Below are 20,785 nucleotides of genomic sequence, written 5' to 3'. Positions count from 1 at the left end.
TCCTTATTCCAGCCACAGCAGGCTTTCGCCCGGACTCACCGGACGACCCGCCTGGCAGGCAATACGTTTCACTCGTCCGTTCTGCGGCGCGACAATCGCCAGCTCCATCTTCATCGCCTCGACGATTACCAGCGTCTGACCGGCGCTGACCGTCTCACCCGGTTGCACCAGCACTTTCCAGATGTTGCCATTCATATCGGCCTGCACCGCCAGCGCGCTCTCATCCTGCTCAGCGACCGGCGGCGGGGCATCCGGCGTCAGCGGCGCGTTCTGCTCTTCCTCTGCCCACAGCGTTACTTCCCGCTCAAACGCGGCCGCCTGACGCTGGCGGAAGGCCGCAATCTCCCCGGCGTTGTCCGCCAGGAACTGCTGGTGGGCAGCGAAATCAAACTCTGTCTCTTCAATCCTTACGCTGGCGCGGCCTTCGCGGAAATCTTCCCGCAGCTGCGTCAGTTCGGCTTCGCTCACCGGATAGAAACGCACCTGATCGAAGAAGCGCAGCAGCCACGGCTCTTCAGCCGCGAACTGCGGGTTTTTCAGAAAGGTGTTCCAGATCGGTAACGTGCGGCCAACCAGCTGATAGCCACCGGGTGAATCCATGCCGTAAATGCACATGTACATGCCGCCGATGCCGACCGTGCCTTCGGCGGTGAAGGTGCGTGCCGGACTGTATTTGGAACTCAGCAGACGATGGCGCGGATCGATCGGCACCGCACAGGGCGCGCCGAGATAGACATCGCCCAGCCCAAGCACCAGATAGCTGGCGTTGAACAGGGTGTCGCGCACCTGTTCGCGATCGGTTAATCCATTAATACGCTGAATAAAATCAACGTTGTTTGGCAGCCAGGGCGCGCTGGGCCGCACCGTTTCCTGATAGCGGGTTACCGCATCCAGCGTGGCACTGTCCTCAAACGCCATCGGCATCCAGAGCACGCGCGACGGCACTTTCAGCGTGCTGACGTCGCCCAGCGTCGCTTCCAGCGTCAGCAACAGCGACATCAGTTCAGACTGGCTGAGGATGCGGCTGTCGTAGCGCACCTGCAGCGAACGCACGCCGGGCGACAACTCTTCGACGCCGGGCACCGCCCGCTCGCGTAGTGCAGCCATCAGCAGGTGAACGCGCAGTCGCAGCGCCAGATCCAGCACGTTGTCGCCATATTCAATCAGCACATATTTGTCGCCCGCCTGACGGTAAACCGCCTGCGGTGTGGTTGCGGTGGCGTCCAGTGCGGCCAGCACGGTGGCGGAACCGTGCTCGGTTTCGGCCAGCGAAGGGATAGCAAACGCGGGGGAATGATGTGGGCGCAGCGTGGCGATCGCCTGCTGCTGTGCCTTTTCCCGCGCCAGTGCTTCATCAGCCGCGATCGGATGGAAACGAATGCGATCGCCCGGTTTAACCTGACCGACTTTCCACAGCTCGGCTTTGGCGATGGTGACCGGACAGACGAACCCGCCCAGGCTCGGGCCGTCATGCGTCAGGATCACCGGGAAGTCGCCGGTAAAATTGATGGCACCAATGGCATATTCGCAGTCGTGGACGTTAGAAGGGTGCAGGCCCGCCTCGCCGCCGTTGGCGCGGGTCCAGCTCGGTTTCGGGCCGACCAGCCGCACGCCGAGGCGGTTGGAGTTGTAATGGACCTGCCAGTCGCTGGCAAAAAATTCGTCGATAGCGGCCTGGGTGAAGAAGTCTGGCGCGCCGTGCGGGCCGTAGAGCACGCCAATGCGCCATTCGGTGCCGTAGTGCGGGATCATGGCCGGATCGGGTGCCTGTGGCGCGCTGATCGGCGGCGGTGTGGTGCAGGCTGGCAGTTCAGGCCGGGAGAGGGTCAGCATGTCCGCGACGCGCAGCGTCCGTCCGGCGTGGCCGCCAAACTGGCCCAGCGAGAAGGTGCTGCGGCTGCCGAGATATTCCGGCACGTCGAGGCCGTTGCGTACCGCCAGATAGCCGCGGCAGCCCTGTTGCGCGCGACCCAGCGCCAGCGTCTGTCCCGCTTTGATCGTCAGCGGCTGCCAGTTGCTGACCGGCTCGCCCTCCAGCGTCGCCGCACAGTCTGCGCCGGTCAGGGCGATAATCGCATCGCAGTGGAAGCGCAGTGTCGGGCCCTGCAGGGTAAACTCCAGACCCGCCGCTGATTCGTCGTTACCGACAATCCGGTTCGCCAGCCGAAAGGCGAAATCATCCATCGGGCCGGAAGGCGGAACGCCAATGTCCCAGTAGCCGAGGCGGCCGGGATAATCCTGAACCGAGCTGAAGGTACCGGGCTGCAGCACTTCAATCACCGGCGCGGAGGGGGTGAAGCTATCAAGATATCGGGTCCAGACCGCGCCGCTGCGAAACGCCCCGGTCGCCACGATCTGCCGCAGATAGTCGAGGTTAGTAGCGATGCCATGCAGCTGAGTGGCGTCCAGCGCCTGTTGCATCTTCTCCAGCGCCGCCTCGCGGCTGTCGGCGTGCACAATCAGTTTGGCGATCATCGGATCGTAGAAGCTGGAGACTTCGCTGCCGGTTTCAATGCCGCTGTCGACGCGCACGCCGGCGGGAAAGCTGACGGCAGTGAGCAGGCCGGGGCTCGGCTGGAAGTTTTTCAGCGGATCTTCCGCGTAGAGCCGCACTTCAATGGCGGCGCCCTGCGGTGGCTGCTGCAGGCGCGGCCAGTCGATCTCATCGCCCGCCGCCACTTTTAACATGCACTCGACCAGATCCAGCCCGGTCACGCATTCGGTGACCGGATGCTCAACCTGCAGCCGGGTATTCACTTCGAGAAAGTAAAACGCCTGCTGAGTGACGTCATAGATATACTCGACGGTACCGGCGCTGCGGTAGTTGACCAGCTCACCCAGACGCACCGCCGAGGCGAGCAGGGCGTCACGCGTGGCGGCCGACAGGCCCGGAGCCGGGGTCTCTTCCACCACTTTTTGATTACGCCGCTGCAGTGAGCAGTCGCGCTCACCCAGCGCGACCACGGTGCCGCGACCGTCGCCAAAGATCTGCACTTCCACATGGCGGGCGCGATCGATGCAGCGCTCCAGAAATACGCCAGCATCACTGAAGAACTGTTCGCCCAGACGACGCACGCTCTCCCAGGCGCTGGCTAACGCCGCGGCATCGGCGCAGCGCGTCAGGCCAATCCCGCCGCCGCCCGCGGTGCTTTTCAGCATCACCGGATAACCGATCTCATCGGCGGCCTGCAATGCCGCCTCCAGCGAATCCAGTAGCGGCGTGCCGGGCGTCATTGGCACACCGGCGCGTGCGGCCAGTTCACGGGCGCGGTGTTTCAGACCGAACTCGCCGATCTGTTGCGCTGTCGGGCCGACAAAGGCGATGCCCGCCTGCTCACAGGCTTCGGCGAACGGCAGGCTCTCGGACAGGAATCCATAGCCCGGCCAGATGGCTTCAGCGCCGCTCTGCTGCGCTGCTGCCAGAATTTTGTCGATGCGCAGATAGCTGTCGCTGGCTTTATCGCCGCCCAGCGCGATCGCCACATCGGCCTGCTTAACGTGCTGCGCATTACGATCGGCATCGGAGTAGACCGCCACGCTTTTCACGCCCAGGCGTTTCAGGGTACGGATGGCACGACAGGCGATTTCGCCACGGTTGGCAATGAGTACGGTGCTGAACATGGTTTAGTGACTCCCCTGCGTCGCCAGCCAGTTGCGCCAGCCGCCTGTTTCAGTAATTTCCAGCGCGTTTTTGAGCGCGGACCCTTCACAGATAAAGCCTTTCACTACCCGGCCGTCCGCCAGCGTCAGGCTGCCGATGCCCAGCGGCGGCGGGATCTCCGCCACGAACTCACCAAAGCGCGCCAGCGGGATATCCCACAGCTCGACGGTGATAGCGGCACCGCGATCGTCGCGCATCAGGCCCGGTTTTTTGATCGGCCCATTCAGCAGCGCAAACAGGCGATAATCCGGCGCGGTCTGCGTCTCCTCCACCCACACCGCCTGACGGCTGGTGAGCTGGAAGTTAAGCGGCATCCCGGTGAGATGCGCGCCGACCACCGCCACCCGTACGTGATCGGCTGAAGGCGGCAGGGCGCGCGACCGGGTCGGCTGCGGCTGGCCGGTGGCACCGAGCGGTAGCGCTAACTGCTGCTGCCAGCGCAACCCAAAGTCGGCCAGCGCACGATCGTGCCAGGCAGGCGCGATCAGTGTAATGCCCGCCGGTAAATCGTCATTGCGGAACGGTCCGGGCAGCGCCAGCGCGGCGAGATCGGCCAGGTTGGTGAAGTTGGTGTAGGTGCCGAACTGTGAGTTGTACGCCACCGGCTCCTGCTTCATCTCCGCCAGCGTGTGGATGGTGGGCGAGGTCGGTACCACCAGCGCGTCAAACTGCGCCAGAGTCTGCTGAATCTGACGCGTCAGCTCCGCCCGCAGGTACTCCGCCTGATACGCCTCAACGGCGCTGTATTTCAGGCCGCTGGCGACGATGCCGTGCACCACCGGGTCCATCTCCGCCGGACGATGCAGCATGTCGCCGACCGCGGCGGTACGCTCGGCCACCCAGGGACCGGAATAGAGCTGCTCTGCCAGCTGGCTGAACGGCGTGAAATCAATCGGCTGCAGCGTTACGCCCGCAATCAGCAGCGCTTCCAGCGCCCGATCCCAGGCCGCTTCGGCTGCCGCATCGTCAAAGAATTCTGGATTCGCCGGGATGGCAAAGTGAGGGTGAGCGGGCAGGCTGGCCGGTGCGGTATGCGGATTGACGCGCGAGTAGGCGTCAGCGGCGTCATAACCACCGGCCAGAGTGGCGACGGTAAAGGCATCCTCCACCGTCAGGGCAAAGACGGAGAGCGTGTCATTCAGCCGACAGGCCGGCACCACGCCGTGCGCAGAAAACCAGCCTTTGGTGGGTTTCAGGCCAACAATATTATTAAATCCGGCCGGGACCCGACCCGAACCGGCGGTGTCGGTGCCGAGTGAGAAGCCGACCAGCCCGCGCGCTAACACCGAGGCGGAACCGGAGCTGGAGCCGCCGCTGACGTAGTCGGCATCAAAGGTGTTAGAGACCGCGCCATAGGGTGAACGGGTGCCCACCAGGCCGGTGGCAAACTGATCGAGGTTGGTTTTGCCAATCACCACCGCGCCAGCGGCTTTTAGTCTGGCGACCACCGTCGCGTCGTTATCTGCGATATAGGTAAAGGCCGGGCAGGCGGCGCTGGTCGGCCAGCCAGCAATATCGGTGTTGTCCTTGACGGCGAACGGCACGCCAAACAGCGGCAGCGATGCGGGATCGCGCTGGTACTGCGCCAGCAGCGGTTCCAGCTGCGCCATCAGCTGAGCCGGGGTCGCGAGATAGATCCAGGCGTTATCCTGCGGGTCCAGCGCCGCCAGATGCGCCTCCAGCAGCGGAATAATCTGCTGCGGTGCCGATTGATAGCGTTGCTGCCAGTCGTGAAGGGTCAAGCCAAAGGTCGAAGCCATACGTTGAATTCCAGCTGGTATACAAGATGGGGTTCAACAGAGCAAAGGCTGTGCCATTTTTTTAACGCTATGATTCAACGCGTTAAGTGTGGTTGCCATAAGTTTTTGTGATGATTATTTGCACAATTGCGGCGCAGCGGACGGGCGATGACGGTGCGTTTAACCTCTGCGTGCGTAAATTTTGTGAAGAACATGGCAAGAGCCGGGTGGCCTGGTTAGCATGAAGGGAGTCTGGCAACCTGCCGGCGCCCAGCAACAGAGGAGATTTACGTGGTGAAGTGGCGTAACTGGATGATAGGGATCTGCCTGGTCGGCACGGCCAGCAGCGCATGGGCCGATTCGCTTGATCAACAACGACAGCGTTATCAACAAATTAAACAGGCCTGGGACAGTAACCAGATGGCCACGGTGGATCAGCTGTTGCCAACGCTACAGGATTATCCCCTTTATCCTTATCTGCAGTATCGTCTGCTGGCGCAGGATCTCGATCAGGAGACCAGCCTGGCGGTGCAAAACTTTATCCGCCAGTATCCGACGTTGCCACCGGCGCGTTCGCTCAGCACCCGTTTTATCAACGTGCTGGCGCATCGCCAGGACTGGCAGGGCGTGCTTAATTTCAGTCCGACCGAGCCGAAACCGGTACAGGCGCGCTGTAACTGGTACTACGCCAAATGGGCCACCGGCCAGCAGCAGGCGGCTTTTGACGGCGCGAAGCAGATCTGGCTGCGCGGCACGGCGCTGCCCAACGATTGCGATAAACTCTTCTCGGTATGGCAGGCCTCCGGCCAGCTCTCACCGATTACCATTCTGGAACGCATCCGGCTGGCGATGAAAGCGGGCAACGACAGCCTGGTGAGTTATCTGGCGAAATCGTTGCCGGCCGATTACCAGACCATGTCAGATTCGATCCAGGCGCTGCAGCAGGACCCGCTGACGGTCAGCACCTTTGCCAGCGCCGTCGGACCAACAGACTTTACCCGTCAGGCCACTCTTTACGCCTTCACGCGGGTAGCACGCCAGGATATGGAAAACGCCCGCAGCCTGATCCCGATTCTGGCGCGTGCCCAGAAAATGGGGCCGGAGGATGAGCAGGCGCTGAAGGAGATCGTTGTGTGGCGCATGATGGGCAGCGACCTGACTTCAGAACAGGCGCGCTGGCGTGATGCGGTAGTGATGAACAGCGAATCGACCGCGCTGGTGGAACGCCGGGTGCGGCTGGCGCTCTCCCAGCACGATCGCCGCGGCCTGAATACCTGGATCGCCCGCCTGCCGCTGGAAGCTAAAGAGAAGGATGAGTGGCAATACTGGCAGGCCGATCTGTTGTTTGAAAAAGATCGCAAAGAGGAAGCGGAAGAGATCCTGCGTAAGCTGATGCAGGCGCGCGGCTTCTATCCGATGGTAGCGGCGCAGCGACTGGGTGTGGACTATCCGCTGCAGGTCGATGAAGCGCCGAAGCCCGATAGTGCCACGGTTCAGGGCGCAGAGCTGGCCCGGGTTCGTGAGCTGATGTACTGGGGACTGGATAACCTGGCGCGCAGCGAATGGGCTAACCTGATTGCCAGCCGGCCGCACAGTCAGCAGCAGATGCTGGCGCGTTACGCCAACGAGCAGGACTGGTGGGATCTCAGCGTGCAGGCCACCATTACCGCCAAAATGTGGGACAGCCTGAAAGAGCGCTTCCCGCTGGCGTGGCAGAGCGTCTATCAGCGTAATACCCAGGATAAGCAGATCCCGCCGAGCTACGCGATGGCTATCTCACGTCAGGAGAGTGCGTGGAACCCGAAAGCGCGCTCACCGGTCGGTGCCAGCGGCCTGATGCAGATCATGCCAGCCACTGCGGCGCATACCGTCAAAATGTACAATATTCCGGGTTACGCCAATACCAGTCAGCTGCTGGACCCGGAGACCAATATCCAGATCGGGACGCAGTACCTGGAGTATGTCTATCAGCAGTTTGGTCAGAACCGGATCTTCGCCTCGGCGGCTTACAATGCCGGGCCTGGACGGGTACGCAGCTGGCAGAAAGTCAGTGGCGGTAACCTCGATGCGGTGGCGTTTATTGAGACCATTCCGTTCTCAGAAACCCGTGGCTACGTGAAGAATGTTCTGGCGTATGACGCCTACTATCGTCACTTCATGGGCCAGCCTGACAAGATCCTGTCAGATGCTGAGTGGAATCGCCGTTACTAGCTGTGCTAAGCTTCCGTACTCTTTAGCGAGTACGGAAGCCTCTTCATGACCCAACCTGATTCCCCCACCGATGCGCACCTGGCAGAGGATAGCTGGCATCGCTTTGTCGGGCTGATGCAGCAGGCGTTTGCGGACGGCCATGCGCTGCCGCTGATGCAGCTGATGATGACGCCGGATGAGCGCGAAGCCTTTGGCACCCGTCTGCGGATTATTGAAGAGCTGATGAACGGCGAGATGAGCCAGCGCGAGCTGAAAAACGAGCTTGGGGTCGGCATTGCAACCATCACGCGTGGCTCAAACAGCCTGAAAGAGGCCCCGCCCGAGCTGAAACGCTGGCTGGAAGCGCATCTGGGCCGTCGCTGATCACTGCTGATAAAGCGGATGAACAAACGGGCAGAGCGCCAGGATCAGTGCCTGATGATAGACGCTGGAGCGGCTGAGCAGGCCCTGAGTAAAAGCACCAATCGCGCCGCCCTGCTGTTTAATATTCTCAATGCCGGTTAACCGTGCCATCTCCTCGCCCAGCTCGCGGCCTTCACGCAGTCCAGCCAGTACCACCGGCGGCAACGTGAAGCTGGCCGAGCGGGATTCTCCACGCTGTTTCTGATTTTCCACCACCATCCAGGCAAAGGCGCAGTCATCTTCAATGCCGGCCTCAATGGCCACCCAGAATGCTGCTTCAGGTCGGACCTGTCGGGCATTCATTACCCGCTGACGTGCGCCAGTTCGCGTTTCAAGATGGGTTAACGGCTGTGCGGCAACGCCGCTATCGACCTCGACCCCTTCAATATGGCAGGATCCCTCGCCGAAAACGTCGTTGAATGCCTGCGCAATCGCGCGAATCTTCGCTGGGTTGGTGGTGGCTGCGACAACATGGTACATAATTGATTGAACCCTTAGGTGATTAAGAGCCTGGCCCATCAGGCTATTTTACTGGCCAGCCTGAACCTGAGCAGTGCCACAACCCTTACGTACTGCCTGTACGCTCCGGTTGTTTCGCGCTGCCTCTCGCCAGACTGCCTGCAATGATGACGTCTGATGGGGAAGGCTCTAAGGCGATTTTTGTCGCAGTATAACGGAAACTAAGCATGCTACAGGTCTATCTTGTTCGTCACGGTGAAACGGTATGGAATGCGGAACGCCGCATTCAGGGTCAGTCCGACAGTCCGCTGACGGAAAAAGGTGAGCAACAAGCCCATCAGGTGGGTGAACGCGTCAGGAGTCTGGGCATCACGCACATTATCGCCAGCGATCTCGGGCGTACGCGCCACACGGCTGAGATCATCGCCGATGCCTGTGGTTGCGTGGTGACGCTCGATCCTCGCCTGCGCGAACTGAACATGGGGGTGCTGGAGAAGCGTCCGCTCGACGGGTTAACCGCCGAAGAGGAGCAGTGGCGCGCCACGCTGGTTAACGGTACCGAAGGGGGACGTATCCCGAACGGTGAGTCGATGACCGAGATGGCCACGCGGATGCATCAGGCGCTGAATGCCTGTCTCGATCTGCCTGCGGGCAGCCGGCCACTGATTGTCAGTCACGGCATGGCGCTGGGGGTACTGGTCAGCACCATCCTCGGCCTGCCAGCCCATGCGGAGCGGCGTCTGCGGCTGCGTAACTGCTCGATCTCACGCGTCGATCATCAACAGAGCGCCTGGCTGGCGCAGGGCTGGGTGGTGGAAACGGCCGGGGATATTTCCCATCTTGATGCGCCGGCGCTCGACGAGCTGCAGCGCTAAAGAGAAGTACTTTCTGCCGTCGGCATGACGGCAGAAGGGCTTAACTGGCGGCGGGCTGACGACGAATCGGAATCAGATATTCACAGCGGATCTCTGTTGGCGGCTCGCTGCGCTTTTTACCACCGTCGGTGATAAACCGTTCAATATCCTGTCCCTGGCGGCGGGTCAGGCCCAGCGTCGGCATACAGGTGCCGTACAGCAACAGGATAAACTCCTGCAGCTCAACGCGCGGTCCGGTGTAGGTGAACTGCACATAATCGCCCGCTTCGAGGATCACGCTCTGGCCGGAGTGCAGATTCATGGCGCTGTCGGCCGGCACTGCGGTGGTGTAGAGGATCTCCTGCTCATCATCCTTATCCTGGCTGGCGCGCACCTGGTGCAGGCCATACAGCACCGGCGGCACCGTATCGGTCTCCAGCAGGAACTGCTTCCAGAAGTGGATGCGCATTTCGTCGCGGTAACTGGAGATCTGCTCCAGAGTACAGGTGTAGTTCTGGGTTTGCCCCACCAGCACCGTTTCCGGCAAGGTAACGAAGCTCGGTTCAGGCTGCGTCTCATCGCCGAGGCGAATTGGCGGACGGATGCCAAATGAATTCCACTCTGAAGAGCGGCGATACCAGGCCGGCGTCTGGTTAAACTGCTTTTTAAACGCACGGGTAAAGGTCTGCTGCGAGTCAAAACGATACTGCAGGGCAATATCCAGAATCGGGCGGCTGGTCAGACGCAGTGCAACTGCGGCCTTTGACAGACGTCGCGCACGGATATAAGCGCCAATTGCATGGCCAGTGACGTCCTTGAACATCCTTTGTAAATGCCATTTAGAGTAACCTGCTTTCAGGGCGACATTGTCCAGTGAAAGGGGTTGATCCAGATGGCTCTCCAGCCAGACAAGCAAATCGCGAATGATACCGGCTTGGTCCATAAAACATCCTCATACTCTGGTGGTGCAGCTAAACGCAGTCGTCGAATAATAGCACTAAATGCTCAAAAGGCGTGGGCAGCTTTCTCAGGAAGATGGTGCTACATCAGTGCGGGCTTAAACCCGTTTTGGTTTGGTCATTAACTCGATTGACAGTACATTACAGTCTCGTCTATTCCATTTGCAATGGTAACTCCATGACAATATCTCGTCTTATGATCGCCGCGTTTGCCACTCTGACCTTTTCCAGCCCGCTGCTCGCCGAGGAAATTGGCTCGGTAGATACGGTGTTCAAGATATTCGGACCCGACCACAAGATTGTCGTTGAGGCCTTCGATGACCCCGATGTTAAAAATGTAACCTGTTATATCAGTCGGGCGAAAACCGGCGGCATCAAGGGCGGATTAGGTCTGGCGGAAGACACCTCTGACGCAGCCATCTCATGCCAGCAGATCGGCCCGGTCGAGCTGAGTGAGAAGATTGCGCAGGGCAAAGCGCAGGGTGACGTGGTGTTTCGCCAGCGCACCTCACTGATCTTCAAGAAGCTGCAGGTTGTACGCTTCTTCGATAAAAAGCGCAACGCCTTAGTCTATCTGACCTACTCCGATAAAGTGGTGGAAGGCTCGCCGAAAAATGCCCTGAGCGCAGTCCCGATTATGCCGTGGCGCTAAGGCAAAAAAAAACGCCCGTCAGGGCGTTTTTTTACCAGCGGACCGGTTAGTCCTGCAGGTCGCCGCAGAAGCGATAACCTTCACCATGAATGGTGGCGATAATCTCTGGCGTATCCGGCGTTGATTCGAAATGCTTACGAATACGGCGGATGGTCACATCGACGGTACGGTCATGCGGTTTGAGATCGCGACCGGTCATTTTTTTCAGCAGATCCGCACGGGTCTGAATCTTGCCCGGGTTCTCGCAGAAGTGCAGCATGGCGCGGAACTCACTGCGCGGCAGCTTGTAATGTTCACCGTTCGGGTTGATCAGCGAGCGGCTGTTAATATCCAGCTCCCAGCCGTTGAACTTATAGCTCTCAACCTGACGACGCTCTTCGCTTGGCAGCGCCAGATTCATGGTACGTGACAGCAGGTTGCGGGCACGGATCGTCAGTTCACGCGGGTTAAAGGGCTTGGTGATGTAGTCGTCAGCGCCAATTTCCAGACCGAGAATTTTATCGACTTCGTTATCACGGCCGGTCAGGAACATCAGAGCGACGTTAGCCTGTTCGCGCAGTTCACGGGCCAGTAACAGGCCGTTTTTACCGGGCAGGTTGATGTCCATAATGACCAGATTGACGTCATTGTCGGTCAGCACCTGATGCATTTCAGCACCATCCGTCGCCTCATACACCACATAACCTTCCGCCTCAAAAATGCTTTTGAGGGTATTACGCGTGACCAGTTCGTCTTCAACGATAAGAATGTGCGGGGTCTGCATGTTTAGCTACCTAAAATTTGCCAACAAATTAAAAACAGGGCGTACAGCGCTATGGCGTTCTTCATCATCGAGAGCGGCGGACCGTGCTGAACCGTTGTACGGAATACTATTCTGATAAGCCATCTATCAACGTCAACAACAGTATTAGCTCAGCCAGTCAGGATGAAAATCGCATGCCCCGTGAGAGAAAGATAATGGCGCATATCCTAACTGCATTAACAGCAACCTAACAGCACCAACTACAACCGATATGCATAAAAACAACGCTTCGTTGACTTATATCAAATGCAATTGTAGCACGTTAACACTTTTGTGAAAAACTTCTCGTAGATTGCCTGCTTAGCTCACAAAAAGCAGCATTTTTGCTACATTTGCGGCGCGTAATTTGCAAACTATAACCGGAAGGGAACGGTATTTTAGCTTACTGAATTTCAATGAATTTATAACGATTTTATAAATAAGGCCCATCTGAGCCGCAAAAACGCGTTTGGCATCGATTTCTGGCGGTTTTAACATCTGCTTTTGTTGTTTCTGCGAGGCGGCTAAATCATTAACAGCCGTGTTAATATGGCGTTATGTCAGCAAACCCAACGGAATAAACATGCTTTTTCCCCTGATTCTGGTCTCGCCTGCCCGGGCAGAAAATATTGGCGCTGCGGCGCGCGCGATGAAAACCATGGGCTTTAGCCAGCTGCGGATTGTCGCCAGTGACGCCTGGCAGGACCCGGCAGCGCGCCGGGTCGCGCATGGTGCCGGCGACATCCTCGATAACCTCCAGACCTACGCGACCCTGGCTGAGGCGTTAGCGGATATTGACTTCTCGGTGGCGACCACCGCCCGCAGCCGGGCAAAATTCCGCTATTACGCCACGCCTGAACAGGTTGAAATTCAGCTGCTGGAAAAGCGTCAGTGGGTGAACAGCATGGCGCTGGTCTTTGGACGTGAAGACAGCGGGCTGACCAATGAGGAGCTGGAGCAGGTTGATCTGCTGACCGGCATTCCGATGGCGAACGACTACCCATCGCTGAATCTGGGGCAGGCGGTCATGGTCTACTGCTATCAGCTGGCGAAGCTGAATCAGGTGGCGGCACCGGCAGTCGCGGCGGCAGACGCGCAGCAGCTACAGGCGCTGCGTCAGCGTTTTCATCAGTTACTGCAGACGCTGGAAGTCAGCGACGACGAGAAAATGGCAGACTGGATTAACCAGCGCATTGGCCTGCTGGAACAGCGTGACAGCGCGATGCTGCACCGCCTGCTGCATGACATAGAAAAAAAACTTATAGATAAATCCTCGGGAAAAAGCGGATTTTCCAGCGACAGATCGTAGAGAATTTTAGCATGGCAAACGATCGCACACGATTTAGTGCTTTCACAGGCAGCTGTGCGCAGTGCCGAAAATTTGACCTTCGGACAAATTCGTTGACTTAACGTGCGCTTTGCTTTACTTCTGAAGGCCAGACGGACAGACAAAAACAGACAGAAAATAAATCTCAATGCGTAAAAACAGCCTGAACATCACAATTATTACCACCACCATTACCTCAGGTAACGGTGCGGGCTGACGCATACAGGAAAAAACAGAAAAAAGCCCGCACCTAAACAGTGCGGGCTTTTTTTTCGGCTTAAATTCAGGAGAGTTTAAATTATGCGAGTGCTGAAATTCGGCGGGACCTCGGTGGCGAATGCGGAAAGGTTTCTCCGCGTCGCCGACATTCTGGAAAATAATGCGCAACAAGGACAGGTTGCAACCGTGCTCTCTGCGCCAGCAAAGATTACCAACCATCTGGTGGCGATGATCGAAAAAACCATCAGTGGTCAGGACGCTTTGCCGAATATCAGCGATGCCGAACGCATCTTCAGCGCGCTGCTGCAGGGCCTGGCGGACGCGCAGCCCGGCTTTGAGTACGAGCGCCTGAAAACCCGCGTTGATCTTGAGTTTGCTCAGCTGAAACAGGTGCTGCATGGCATCAGCCTGTTAGGGCAATGTCCCGACAGCGTGAATGCGGCGATTATCTGCCGCGGTGAAAAACTCTCGATCGCCATTATGGAAGCGCTGCTGCAGGCGCGAGGCCACGAGGTCAGCGTTATCGATCCGGTCGAGAAACTGCTGGCAGTTGGTCACTACCTCGAATCGACCGTAGATATCGCCGAATCGACCCGTCGCATTGCCGCCAGCCAGATCCCGCCACAGAATATGATCCTGATGGCCGGCTTCACCGCCGGCAATGAGCGCGGTGAACTGGTGGTACTGGGACGTAACGGCTCAGACTATTCGGCAGCGGTGCTGGCGGCCTGTCTGCGCGCCGACTGCTGTGAAATCTGGACCGATGTCGATGGCGTCTATACCTGCGATCCGCGCCAGGTGCCGGATGCGCGCCTGCTGAAATCGATGTCCTACCAAGAGGCGATGGAGCTCTCCTATTTTGGTGCCAAAGTGCTGCATCCGCGTACCATCGCGCCGATTGCCCAGTTCCAGATCCCGTGCCTGATTAAAAATACCGCCAACCCGCAGGCGCCCGGCACGCTGATCGGCGGCCAGGGCGAGCTGGATGAGAATCCGGTCAAAGGCATCACCAACCTGAATAATATGGCGATGGTTAACGTCTCCGGTCCTGGCATGAAAGGGATGGTCGGAATGGCGGCTCGGGTGTTTGCTGCGATGTCACGCACCGGTATCTCGGTGGTGCTGATCACCCAATCCTCTTCCGAATACAGCATCAGCTTCTGTGTACCGCAGAATGAACTGGCGCGGGCGCGCCACGTGCTGGAAGAGGAGTTCTATCTTGAACTGAAAGATGGCCTGCTCGATCCGCTGGATATCATTGAAAACCTGGCGGTGATTTCGGTGGTCGGTGACGGTATGCGCACGCTGCGCGGCATTTCGGCAAAATTCTTCTCGGCGCTGGCGCGCGCCAACATCAATATCGTGGCGATTGCCCAGGGCTCGTCCGAGCGCTCGATCTCGGTGGTGGTGAATAATGACGAAGTGATCACCGGGGTGCGTGTGGTGCATCAGATGTTGTTCGCCACCGATCAGGTCATCGAAGTGTTTGTGGTCGGCGTCGGCGGGGTGGGCGGCGCGCTGCTGGATCAGTTACACCGTCAGCAGGCGTGGCTGAAGCAGAAGCATATCGATCTGCGGGTCTGCGGCATTGCCAATTCACGCGCGCTGTTGACCCATGTACACGGCATCGATCTGAGCAACTGGAAAGCGGCGCTGAGCGAAGCCAAAGAGCCGTTTAACCTCGGCCGTCTGACCCGTCTGGTGAAAGAGTACCATCTGCTGAACCCGGTGATCGTCGACTGTACCTCCAGCCAGGCGGTGGCCGATCAATATGCGGATTTCCTCAGCGAGGGTTTCCACGTGGTGACGCCGAACAAAAAGGCCAACACCTCGTCGTGGAATTATTACCAGCAGATGCGCTCGGCGGCGGCGAAGTCACGACGTAAATTCCTCTACGACACCAACGTCGGCGCAGGCTTACCGGTGATCGAAAACCTGCAGAACCTGATGAATGCCGGTGACGAACTGCTGCGCTTTTCCGGTATTCTCTCCGGCTCGCTGTCGTTTATCTTCGGCAAGCTGGATGAGGGCGTAACGCTGTCTCAGGCGACGAATATGGCCCGCGAAATGGGCTTCACTGAACCCGATCCGCGTGACGATCTCTCCGGCACCGATGTGGCGCGTAAGTTGCTGATTCTGGCCCGTGAAGCGGGTCACCAGCTGGAGCTGAGCGACATTGAGATCGAACCATTGCTGCCGGAGAGTCTGACCGCCATTCAGGATGTCGAACAGTTTATGCAGCGCCTGCCGGAGCTGGATAACGCCTTTGCCGCACGGGTGGCGCAGGCACGCGATGAAGGGAAAGTGTTGCGCTTCGTCGGGGTGATTGAAGAGGGCGGCGTCTGCAAAGTGAAAATCGATGCCGTCGACGGTAACGATCCGCTGTATAAAGTGAAAAACGGCGAGAACGCGCTGGCCTTTTACAGCCGCTACTATCAGCCGATTCCGCTGGTACTGCGCGGGTACGGTGCAGGAAATGATGTGACGGCAGCCGGTGTTTTTGCTGACCTGCTGCGCACGCTGTCATGGAAGTTGGGAGTTTAATAATGGTAAAAATTTATGCACCGGCCTCAATTGGTAACGTCAGCGTCGGCTTCGATGTGCTGGGCGCGGCGGTGTCGCCGGTGGATGGCTCGCTGCTGGGCGACTGCGTCTCGGTCGAAGCGGCCGATCGCTTCAGCCTGACCAACGCGGGCCGTTTCGTGACTAAGCTGCCAGCCGATCCCAAAGAGAATATCGTTTATCAGTGCTGGCAGCGGTTCTGCGAGGCGCTGGGGAAAGAGATTCCGGTGGCGATGACGCTAGAGAAGAACATGCCGATCGGCTCCGGGCTGGGGTCGAGCGCCTGTTCGGTGGTGGCTGGCCTGATGGCTATGAACGAATTTTGCGGTAAGCCACTCAGCGACAGCCAGCTGCTGTTGCTGATGGGCGAGCTGGAAGGGCGGATTTCCGGCAGCGTCCATTATGATAATGTGGCACCGTGCTTCCTCGGCGGCATTCAGCTGATGCTGGAAGAGAACGACATTATCAGCCAGCCGGTGCCGGGCTTTGATGACTGGCTGTGGGTGATGGCCTACCCAGGCATTAAAGTTTCTACCGCCGAAGCGCGCGCGATTCTGCCGGCGCAGTATCGTAAAGAGGACTGCATCAAGCATGGCCGTCTGCTGGCGGGCTTCATTCACGCCTGCCATACGCGTCAGCCGCAGCTGGCAGCTAAACTGATGCAGGATGTGATCGCCGAGCCTTATCGCACCCGACTGCTGCCAGGCTTCGCCGATGCACGGCAGGCCGCGCAGGATATTGGCGCGCTGGCCTGCGGGATTTCCGGCTCCGGTCCGACACTTTTCGCCGTTTGCAATCAGATGGAAACGGCACAGCGGATGGCTGACTGGCTGAGCCAGCACTATCTGCAGAATGATGAAGGCTTCGTCCATATCTGCCGTCTTGACACGGCTGGCGCACGACAATTGGGATAACGCATGAAACTCTACAATCTAAAGGATCACAACGAGCAGGTCAGCTTCGCCCAGGCGGTGAAACAGGGTCTGGGTTCGCAGCAGGGGCTGTTTTTCCCGCTTGAGCTGCCAGAGTTTGAACTGACCGACATCGACGCGATGCTGGAGATGGATTTTGTCAGCCGCAGCAGCAAAATTCTCTCGGCCTATATTGGTGACGAAATCCCGGCCCACCAGCTGGCTGAGCGTGTTAAAGCCGCGTTTGCTTTCCCGGCACCGGTCAAAGCGGTCAGTGAAGATATCGCCTGTCTGGAACTGTTCCACGGCCCGACGCTGGCGTTTAAAGATTTCGGCGGCCGTTTTATGGCGCAAATGCTGGCGTATGTCAGCGGCTCAGATGAGCAGATCACCATTTTAACCGCCACCTCCGGCGATACCGGTGCGGCCGTGGCGCACGCTTTCTACGGCATGAAGAACGTGCGGGTGGTGATCCTCTATCCGCAGGGCAAAATCAGCCCGCTGCAGGAGAAACTCTTCTGTACCCTGGGCGGCAACATCGAAACCATCGCTATCGACGGCGATTTCGATGCCTGCCAGTCGCTGGTGAAACAGGCGTTTGATGATGCAGAGCTGAAGCAGGCGATTGGTCTGAACTCAGCCAACTCCATCAACATCAGCCGTCTGCTGGCGCAGATCTGCTACTACTTTGAAGCGGTCGCCCAGTTGCCACAGGAAAAACGTAATCAGCTGGTGGTGTCGGTGCCGAGCGGCAACTTTGGCGATCTGACCGCCGGTCTGCTGGCGAAATCGCTGGGTCTGCCGATCAAGCGCTTTATCGCAGCCACTAACGCCAACGATACGGTGCCGCGCTTCCTGGGTAACGGCGAGTGGCAGCCGAATCTGACGGTCTCGACGTTGTCGAATGCCATGGATGTCAGCCAGCCTAACAACTGGCCGCGCGTTGAAGAGCTATTCCGCCGTAAGACCTGGCGGTTAACCGATCTGGCCTACGGCGCGGTTTCGGATGAGACCACCCGCGCCGCCATGCGTGAGCTGGCGGAACTGGGCTATATCTCTGAGCCGCACGCTGCGATTGCCTGGCGTCTGTTGCGCGATCAGCTGCAGGACGGGGAGTATGGTTTGTTCCTTGGCACCGCGCATCCGGCGAAATTCAGAGAGAGCGTGGAAGAGATTCTGGAACAGACGCTGACGCTGCCACCGGAACTGGCGGAGCGGGCAGAACTGCCGTTGCTGTCACATCAGATGCAGGCCGATTTTGCCGCACTGCGGGCCTTTCTGCTGAAATAACCCTTTGTGGTGCTTCCCGAATAACGGGAGGCACCACGGGCGCAGCCGGTTACAGCCCGGCGCGCTTAAACACCAGCTCCGTCTCGCTGCTGCTGGCAGCATCAAAAGCATAGCCATCCACATCAAACGCTTTAAGCTGTTCCGGCTTTGTCAGACGCTGCTGAATCACGAAGCGACTCATTAATCCGCGCGCCTTCTTGGCATAGAAGCTAATCACTTTATAACTGCCGTTCTTCTGATCGAGGAACACCGGCTTAATCAGCTGCGCCTGCAGCTTTTTCGGTTTGATCGCCCTGAAGTATTCATCAGAGGCGAGGTTAATCAGCACCGCGTCACCCTGTTCCGCCAGCGCGGCGTTCAGCGTCTCCGTCAGCAGATCGCCCCAGAAGCTGTAGAGATCTTTGCCAGCCGGATTGGCCAGCCGGATGCCCATCTCCAGCCGGTAGGGCTGCATCAGATCCAGCGGACGCAGGACGCCATACAGGCCGGACAACATACGTAAATGTTGCTGAGCGAAATCGAAATCCTGATCGCTGAAGGTCTCAGCCTGCAAGCCGGTGTAGACATCCCCTTTGAACGCCAGAATCGCCTGGCGGGCGTTGTCCGGGCTGAAATCGGGCTGCCAGCTGTTAAAACGCTCAGCATTGAGGTGCGCCAGCTTGTCGCTGATGCCCATTAACGAGGCGATGCTGGCGGGTGACAGATCGCGCGCAATCTCAATCAGCTGTTGTGACTTTTCTAACAGGGCAGGCTGGGTAAACCGCGGGGTCGCCAGCGGACTTTCGTAATCCAGCGTCTTGGCGGGCGAGATCACCATCAACATAGTTGCTTCCTCGGTTAACACCTGGTTTTACAGGGGATTGGCTGTTCGTTAAGCCACGCAGTGTACCAAAAAAGCCGCAAAGAATGACGAATCACACCTATTTGTTCACGCTATGGTAAACGGCATTCCCTGACCTTGCGCCACCGTTGACGCGTGATATTATCGCAACAGCCTTTTTTCACCCTGACAGTTAACTAAGAGAAAAGAACATGACGGACAAACTTACTTCCCTGCGTCAGCTCACCACCGTGGTAGCCGACACCGGTGATATTGCAGCCATGAAGCTGTACCAGCCGCAGGACGCTACTACCAACCCTTCTCTGATTCTCAACGCCGCACAAATCCCTGAATACCGCAAACTGATCGATGAAGCGATCGGCTGGGCGCGTGAGCAGAGCAGCAACAAAGAAGAGCAGTTGCAGCTGGTTTCTGACAAGCTGGCGGTTAACATCGGTCTGGAAATTCTCAAACTGATCCCCGGCCGCATTTCGACCGAAGTCGATGCCCGTCTCTCTTACGACACTGAAGGCAGCATCGCCAAAGCCCGCAGCCTGATCAAACTCTATAACGATGCCGGTATCAGCAACGATCGTATCCTGATCAAACTGGCTTCAACCTGGCAAGGTATCCGCGCGGCGGAGCAGCTGGAAAAAGAAGGCATCAACTGTAACCTGACGCTGCTGTTCTCCTTCGCCCAGGCGCGTGCCTGTGCTGAAGCGGGCGTGTTCCTGATTTCACCGTTTGTTGGCCGTATTCTCGACTGGTACAAAGCCAACACCGATAAGAAAGAGTATGCCGCGCACGAAGATCCAGGCGTGGTATCGGTTTCTGAAATCTACAACTACTACAAGCAGCACGGCTATGAAACCGTAGTGATGGGTGCCAGCTTCCGTAACGTCGGCGAAATCATCGAACTGGCTGGTTGTGATCGTCTGACCATTTCGCCTGCGCTGCTGAAAGAGCTGGCAGAAAGCGAAGGCACGCTGGAGCGCAAGCTGAGCTACAGCGGTGAAGTGAAAGCGCGTCCGGCCCGCATGACCGAGTCTGAGTTCCTGTGGCAGCACAACCAGGACCCAATGGCGGTGGCGAAGCTGGCCGAAGGTATCCGCAATTTTGCCGTTGATCAGGGCAAACTTGAGAAGATGCTGGCAGAACTGCTGTAATGCCTGACCGTGACGGCACTGTCCGTCACGGTTTCCCTTTTCCGTCACTTTCGCTTTGTATTATCCTTTCTGCTCTTCCCCTTTTATTCCACCGCACCGCGGTAAATCACAGCGAAGATAATCATGAACACATTACGCATAGGCCTGATCTCGGTATCCGATCGCGCCGCCAACGGCATTTATCAGGATCAGGGCATTCCGGCGCTGGAAAGCTGGCTGAACAGCGCCATCAGCACGCCATTTGAGATCGAATCACGGCTGGTACCGGATGAGCAGCCGATGATCGAACAGGCCATTTGCGAACTGGTTGATGAACGTTTTTGCCATCTGGTACTGACCACCGGCGGCACCGGACCGGCACGGCGCGATGTCACACCGGACGCTACCTTAGCCGTTGCCGATCGCGAAATGCCCGGTTTTGGTGAGCAGATGCGCCAGATCAGCCTGCAGTTTGTGCCGACCGCCATTCTGTCGCGTCAGGTCGGAGTGATCCGCAAACAGTCGCTGATCCTTAATCTGCCCGGCCAGCCGAAATCGATCAAAGAGACGCTGGAAGGTCTGAAGGATGAAGAGGGTAAGGTGAAGGTGCACGGCATTTTCGCCTCCGTACCTTATTGTTTACAGTTGCTGGAAGGACCATACGTGGAAACTTACGCCGACGTGGTAGCAGCTTTTCGGCCTAAAAGCGCGATACGTGAGATAAATAACTAAATATTCCGCTTTTCAGGCATAAGCTACAGCCTGGCTGGTGTGGCAAAAGATTGACGGTATA

17 protein-coding genes and 1 other annotated feature are annotated in these 20,785 nt (G+C 58.2%); of the genes, 11 read left to right on the top strand and 6 right to left on the bottom strand.

Going from position 1 to position 20,785, the window contains the following annotated elements:
• Nucleotides 1–3 precede the first annotated feature (3 nt).
• Together uca and atzF are read right to left on the bottom strand one after the other, a co-directional pair.
• Entirely contained in the window at nucleotides 4–3,621 is a 3,618-nt protein-coding gene (uca, locus tag WFK59_RS11990; RefSeq protein WP_336755872.1) for an urea carboxylase, read from the bottom strand.
• Nucleotides 3,622–3,624: 3 nt separating this feature from the next.
• A complete protein-coding gene (gene atzF, locus WFK59_RS11985) occupies nucleotides 3,625–5,421 on the bottom strand; it encodes an allophanate hydrolase (RefSeq protein WP_336755871.1) in 1,797 nt (598 codons plus the stop codon).
• 270 nt (nucleotides 5,422–5,691) lie between these two features.
• Between atzF and sltY the strand changes: the two genes are divergently transcribed.
• Both sltY and trpR read left to right on the top strand, forming a co-directional pair.
• Nucleotides 5,692–7,611 (top strand): murein transglycosylase, encoded by a 1,920-nt coding sequence (gene sltY / locus WFK59_RS11980; RefSeq protein WP_336755870.1) that lies wholly within the window; start codon nucleotides 5,692–5,694, stop codon nucleotides 7,609–7,611.
• 45 nt (nucleotides 7,612–7,656) lie between these two features.
• Nucleotides 7,657–7,974, top strand: coding sequence for a trp operon repressor (gene trpR / locus WFK59_RS11975; protein ID WP_233985353.1), 318 nt, complete (start codon nucleotides 7,657–7,659; stop codon nucleotides 7,972–7,974).
• On the opposite strand, the gene yjjX is transcribed toward trpR, so the two are convergent.
• On the bottom strand, nucleotides 7,975–8,493 hold the full coding sequence (gene yjjX, locus WFK59_RS11970) for an inosine/xanthosine triphosphatase (protein WP_031376028.1): 519 nt from the start codon (nucleotides 8,491–8,493) through the stop codon (nucleotides 7,975–7,977). It abuts the gene before it with no gap.
• A gap of 206 nt (nucleotides 8,494–8,699) precedes the next feature.
• Between yjjX and gpmB the strand changes: the two genes are divergently transcribed.
• Nucleotides 8,700–9,347, top strand: coding sequence for a 2,3-diphosphoglycerate-dependent phosphoglycerate mutase GpmB (gene gpmB / locus WFK59_RS11965; RefSeq protein ID WP_233985352.1), 648 nt, complete (start codon nucleotides 8,700–8,702; stop codon nucleotides 9,345–9,347).
• A gap of 40 nt (nucleotides 9,348–9,387) precedes the next feature.
• Here the strand turns inward: gpmB and robA are convergent, their stop codons facing one another.
• A complete protein-coding gene (gene robA / locus WFK59_RS11960; RefSeq protein WP_233985351.1) occupies nucleotides 9,388–10,269 on the bottom strand; it encodes an MDR efflux pump AcrAB transcriptional activator RobA in 882 nt (293 codons plus the stop codon).
• Between the two features lie 194 nt (nucleotides 10,270–10,463).
• Here robA and creA point away from each other — a divergent pair, with 194 nt between their 5' ends.
• Nucleotides 10,464–10,937 carry a protein CreA gene (gene creA / locus WFK59_RS11955; RefSeq protein ID WP_233985350.1) on the top strand — a complete coding sequence of 158 codons (474 nt, stop codon included), beginning with the start codon at nucleotides 10,464–10,466 and terminating at the stop codon, nucleotides 10,935–10,937.
• Between the two features lie 46 nt (nucleotides 10,938–10,983).
• On the opposite strand, the gene arcA is transcribed toward creA, so the two are convergent.
• Nucleotides 10,984–11,700, bottom strand: coding sequence for a two-component system response regulator ArcA (gene arcA, locus WFK59_RS11950; protein ID WP_046289182.1), 717 nt, complete (start codon nucleotides 11,698–11,700; stop codon nucleotides 10,984–10,986).
• 601 nt (nucleotides 11,701–12,301) lie between these two features.
• Here arcA and WFK59_RS11945 point away from each other — a divergent pair.
• From WFK59_RS11945 to thrC, 5 genes are all read left to right on the top strand, one after another.
• Entirely contained in the window at nucleotides 12,302–13,027 is a 726-nt protein-coding gene (locus WFK59_RS11945; RefSeq protein WP_233985349.1) for a tRNA/rRNA methyltransferase, read from the top strand.
• A gap of 166 nt (nucleotides 13,028–13,193) precedes the next feature.
• Nucleotides 13,194–13,262 carry a thr operon leader peptide gene (thrL, locus tag WFK59_RS22115; RefSeq protein WP_409520461.1) on the top strand — a complete coding sequence of 23 codons (69 nt, stop codon included), beginning with the start codon at nucleotides 13,194–13,196 and terminating at the stop codon, nucleotides 13,260–13,262.
• Nucleotides 13,201–13,319 (top strand) — a sequence feature (Thr leader region). It overlaps the preceding gene by 62 nt.
• A 26-nt stretch (nucleotides 13,320–13,345) precedes the next feature.
• Entirely contained in the window at nucleotides 13,346–15,808 is a 2,463-nt protein-coding gene (gene thrA, locus WFK59_RS11940; RefSeq protein ID WP_336755869.1) for a bifunctional aspartate kinase/homoserine dehydrogenase I, read from the top strand.
• A gap of 2 nt (nucleotides 15,809–15,810) precedes the next feature.
• Complete coding sequence (gene thrB, locus WFK59_RS11935) at nucleotides 15,811–16,740, top strand: homoserine kinase (protein ID WP_233985347.1); 930 nt, start codon at nucleotides 15,811–15,813, stop codon at nucleotides 16,738–16,740.
• A gap of 3 nt (nucleotides 16,741–16,743) precedes the next feature.
• Nucleotides 16,744–18,027 (top strand): threonine synthase, encoded by a 1,284-nt coding sequence (gene thrC / locus WFK59_RS11930; protein ID WP_233985346.1) that lies wholly within the window; start codon nucleotides 16,744–16,746, stop codon nucleotides 18,025–18,027.
• A 49-nt stretch (nucleotides 18,028–18,076) separates the two neighbouring features.
• Here thrC and yaaA read toward each other — a convergent pair whose 3' ends face one another.
• The gene (gene yaaA / locus WFK59_RS11925) at nucleotides 18,077–18,850 is read right to left on the bottom strand and encodes a peroxide stress protein YaaA (protein WP_233985345.1); all 774 of its coding nucleotides are present in this window, start codon (nucleotides 18,848–18,850) and stop codon (nucleotides 18,077–18,079) included.
• Nucleotides 18,851–19,059: 209 nt separating this feature from the next.
• Here yaaA and tal point away from each other — a divergent pair, with 209 nt between their 5' ends.
• Nucleotides 19,060–20,013, top strand: coding sequence for a transaldolase (gene tal / locus WFK59_RS11920; protein ID WP_013356716.1), 954 nt, complete (start codon nucleotides 19,060–19,062; stop codon nucleotides 20,011–20,013).
• 123 nt (nucleotides 20,014–20,136) lie between these two features.
• On the top strand, nucleotides 20,137–20,724 hold the full coding sequence (mog, locus tag WFK59_RS11915) for a molybdopterin adenylyltransferase (protein WP_336755868.1): 588 nt from the start codon (nucleotides 20,137–20,139) through the stop codon (nucleotides 20,722–20,724).
• Nucleotides 20,725–20,785: the final 61 nt, after the last annotated feature.

Source organism: Pantoea sp. USHLN298 (genome assembly GCF_037149395.1).
In the GTDB taxonomy this organism is placed as follows: domain Bacteria; phylum Pseudomonadota; class Gammaproteobacteria; order Enterobacterales; family Enterobacteriaceae; genus Pantoea; species Pantoea astica.
Note: the sequence above shows the minus strand (reverse complement) of the source record. Positions and strands in the feature narration are given on the sequence as shown.

Excerpts from the sequence above, each read along its gene's own strand:
- uca (WP_336755872.1), bottom strand. The coding sequence starts at position 3,621 with ATGTTCAGCACCGTACTCATTGCCAACCGTGGCGAAATCGCCTGTCGT.
- atzF (WP_336755871.1), bottom strand. The coding sequence starts at position 5,421 with ATGGCTTCGACCTTTGGCTTGACCCTTCACGACTGGCAGCAACGCTAT.
- trpR (WP_233985353.1), top strand. The coding sequence starts at position 7,657 with ATGACCCAACCTGATTCCCCCACCGATGCGCACCTGGCAGAGGATAGC.
- yjjX (WP_031376028.1), bottom strand. The coding sequence starts at position 8,493 with ATGTACCATGTTGTCGCAGCCACCACCAACCCAGCGAAGATTCGCGCG.
- gpmB (WP_233985352.1), top strand. The coding sequence starts at position 8,700 with ATGCTACAGGTCTATCTTGTTCGTCACGGTGAAACGGTATGGAATGCG.
- robA (WP_233985351.1), bottom strand. The coding sequence starts at position 10,269 with ATGGACCAAGCCGGTATCATTCGCGATTTGCTTGTCTGGCTGGAGAGC.
- creA (WP_233985350.1), top strand. The coding sequence starts at position 10,464 with ATGACAATATCTCGTCTTATGATCGCCGCGTTTGCCACTCTGACCTTT.
- arcA (WP_046289182.1), bottom strand. The coding sequence starts at position 11,700 with ATGCAGACCCCGCACATTCTTATCGTTGAAGACGAACTGGTCACGCGT.
- WFK59_RS11945 (WP_233985349.1), top strand. The coding sequence starts at position 12,302 with ATGCTTTTTCCCCTGATTCTGGTCTCGCCTGCCCGGGCAGAAAATATT.
- thrA (WP_336755869.1), top strand. The coding sequence starts at position 13,346 with ATGCGAGTGCTGAAATTCGGCGGGACCTCGGTGGCGAATGCGGAAAGG.
- thrB (WP_233985347.1), top strand. The coding sequence starts at position 15,811 with ATGGTAAAAATTTATGCACCGGCCTCAATTGGTAACGTCAGCGTCGGC.
- thrC (WP_233985346.1), top strand. The coding sequence starts at position 16,744 with ATGAAACTCTACAATCTAAAGGATCACAACGAGCAGGTCAGCTTCGCC.
- yaaA (WP_233985345.1), bottom strand. The coding sequence starts at position 18,850 with ATGTTGATGGTGATCTCGCCCGCCAAGACGCTGGATTACGAAAGTCCG.
- tal (WP_013356716.1), top strand. The coding sequence starts at position 19,060 with ATGACGGACAAACTTACTTCCCTGCGTCAGCTCACCACCGTGGTAGCC.
- mog (WP_336755868.1), top strand. The coding sequence starts at position 20,137 with ATGAACACATTACGCATAGGCCTGATCTCGGTATCCGATCGCGCCGCC.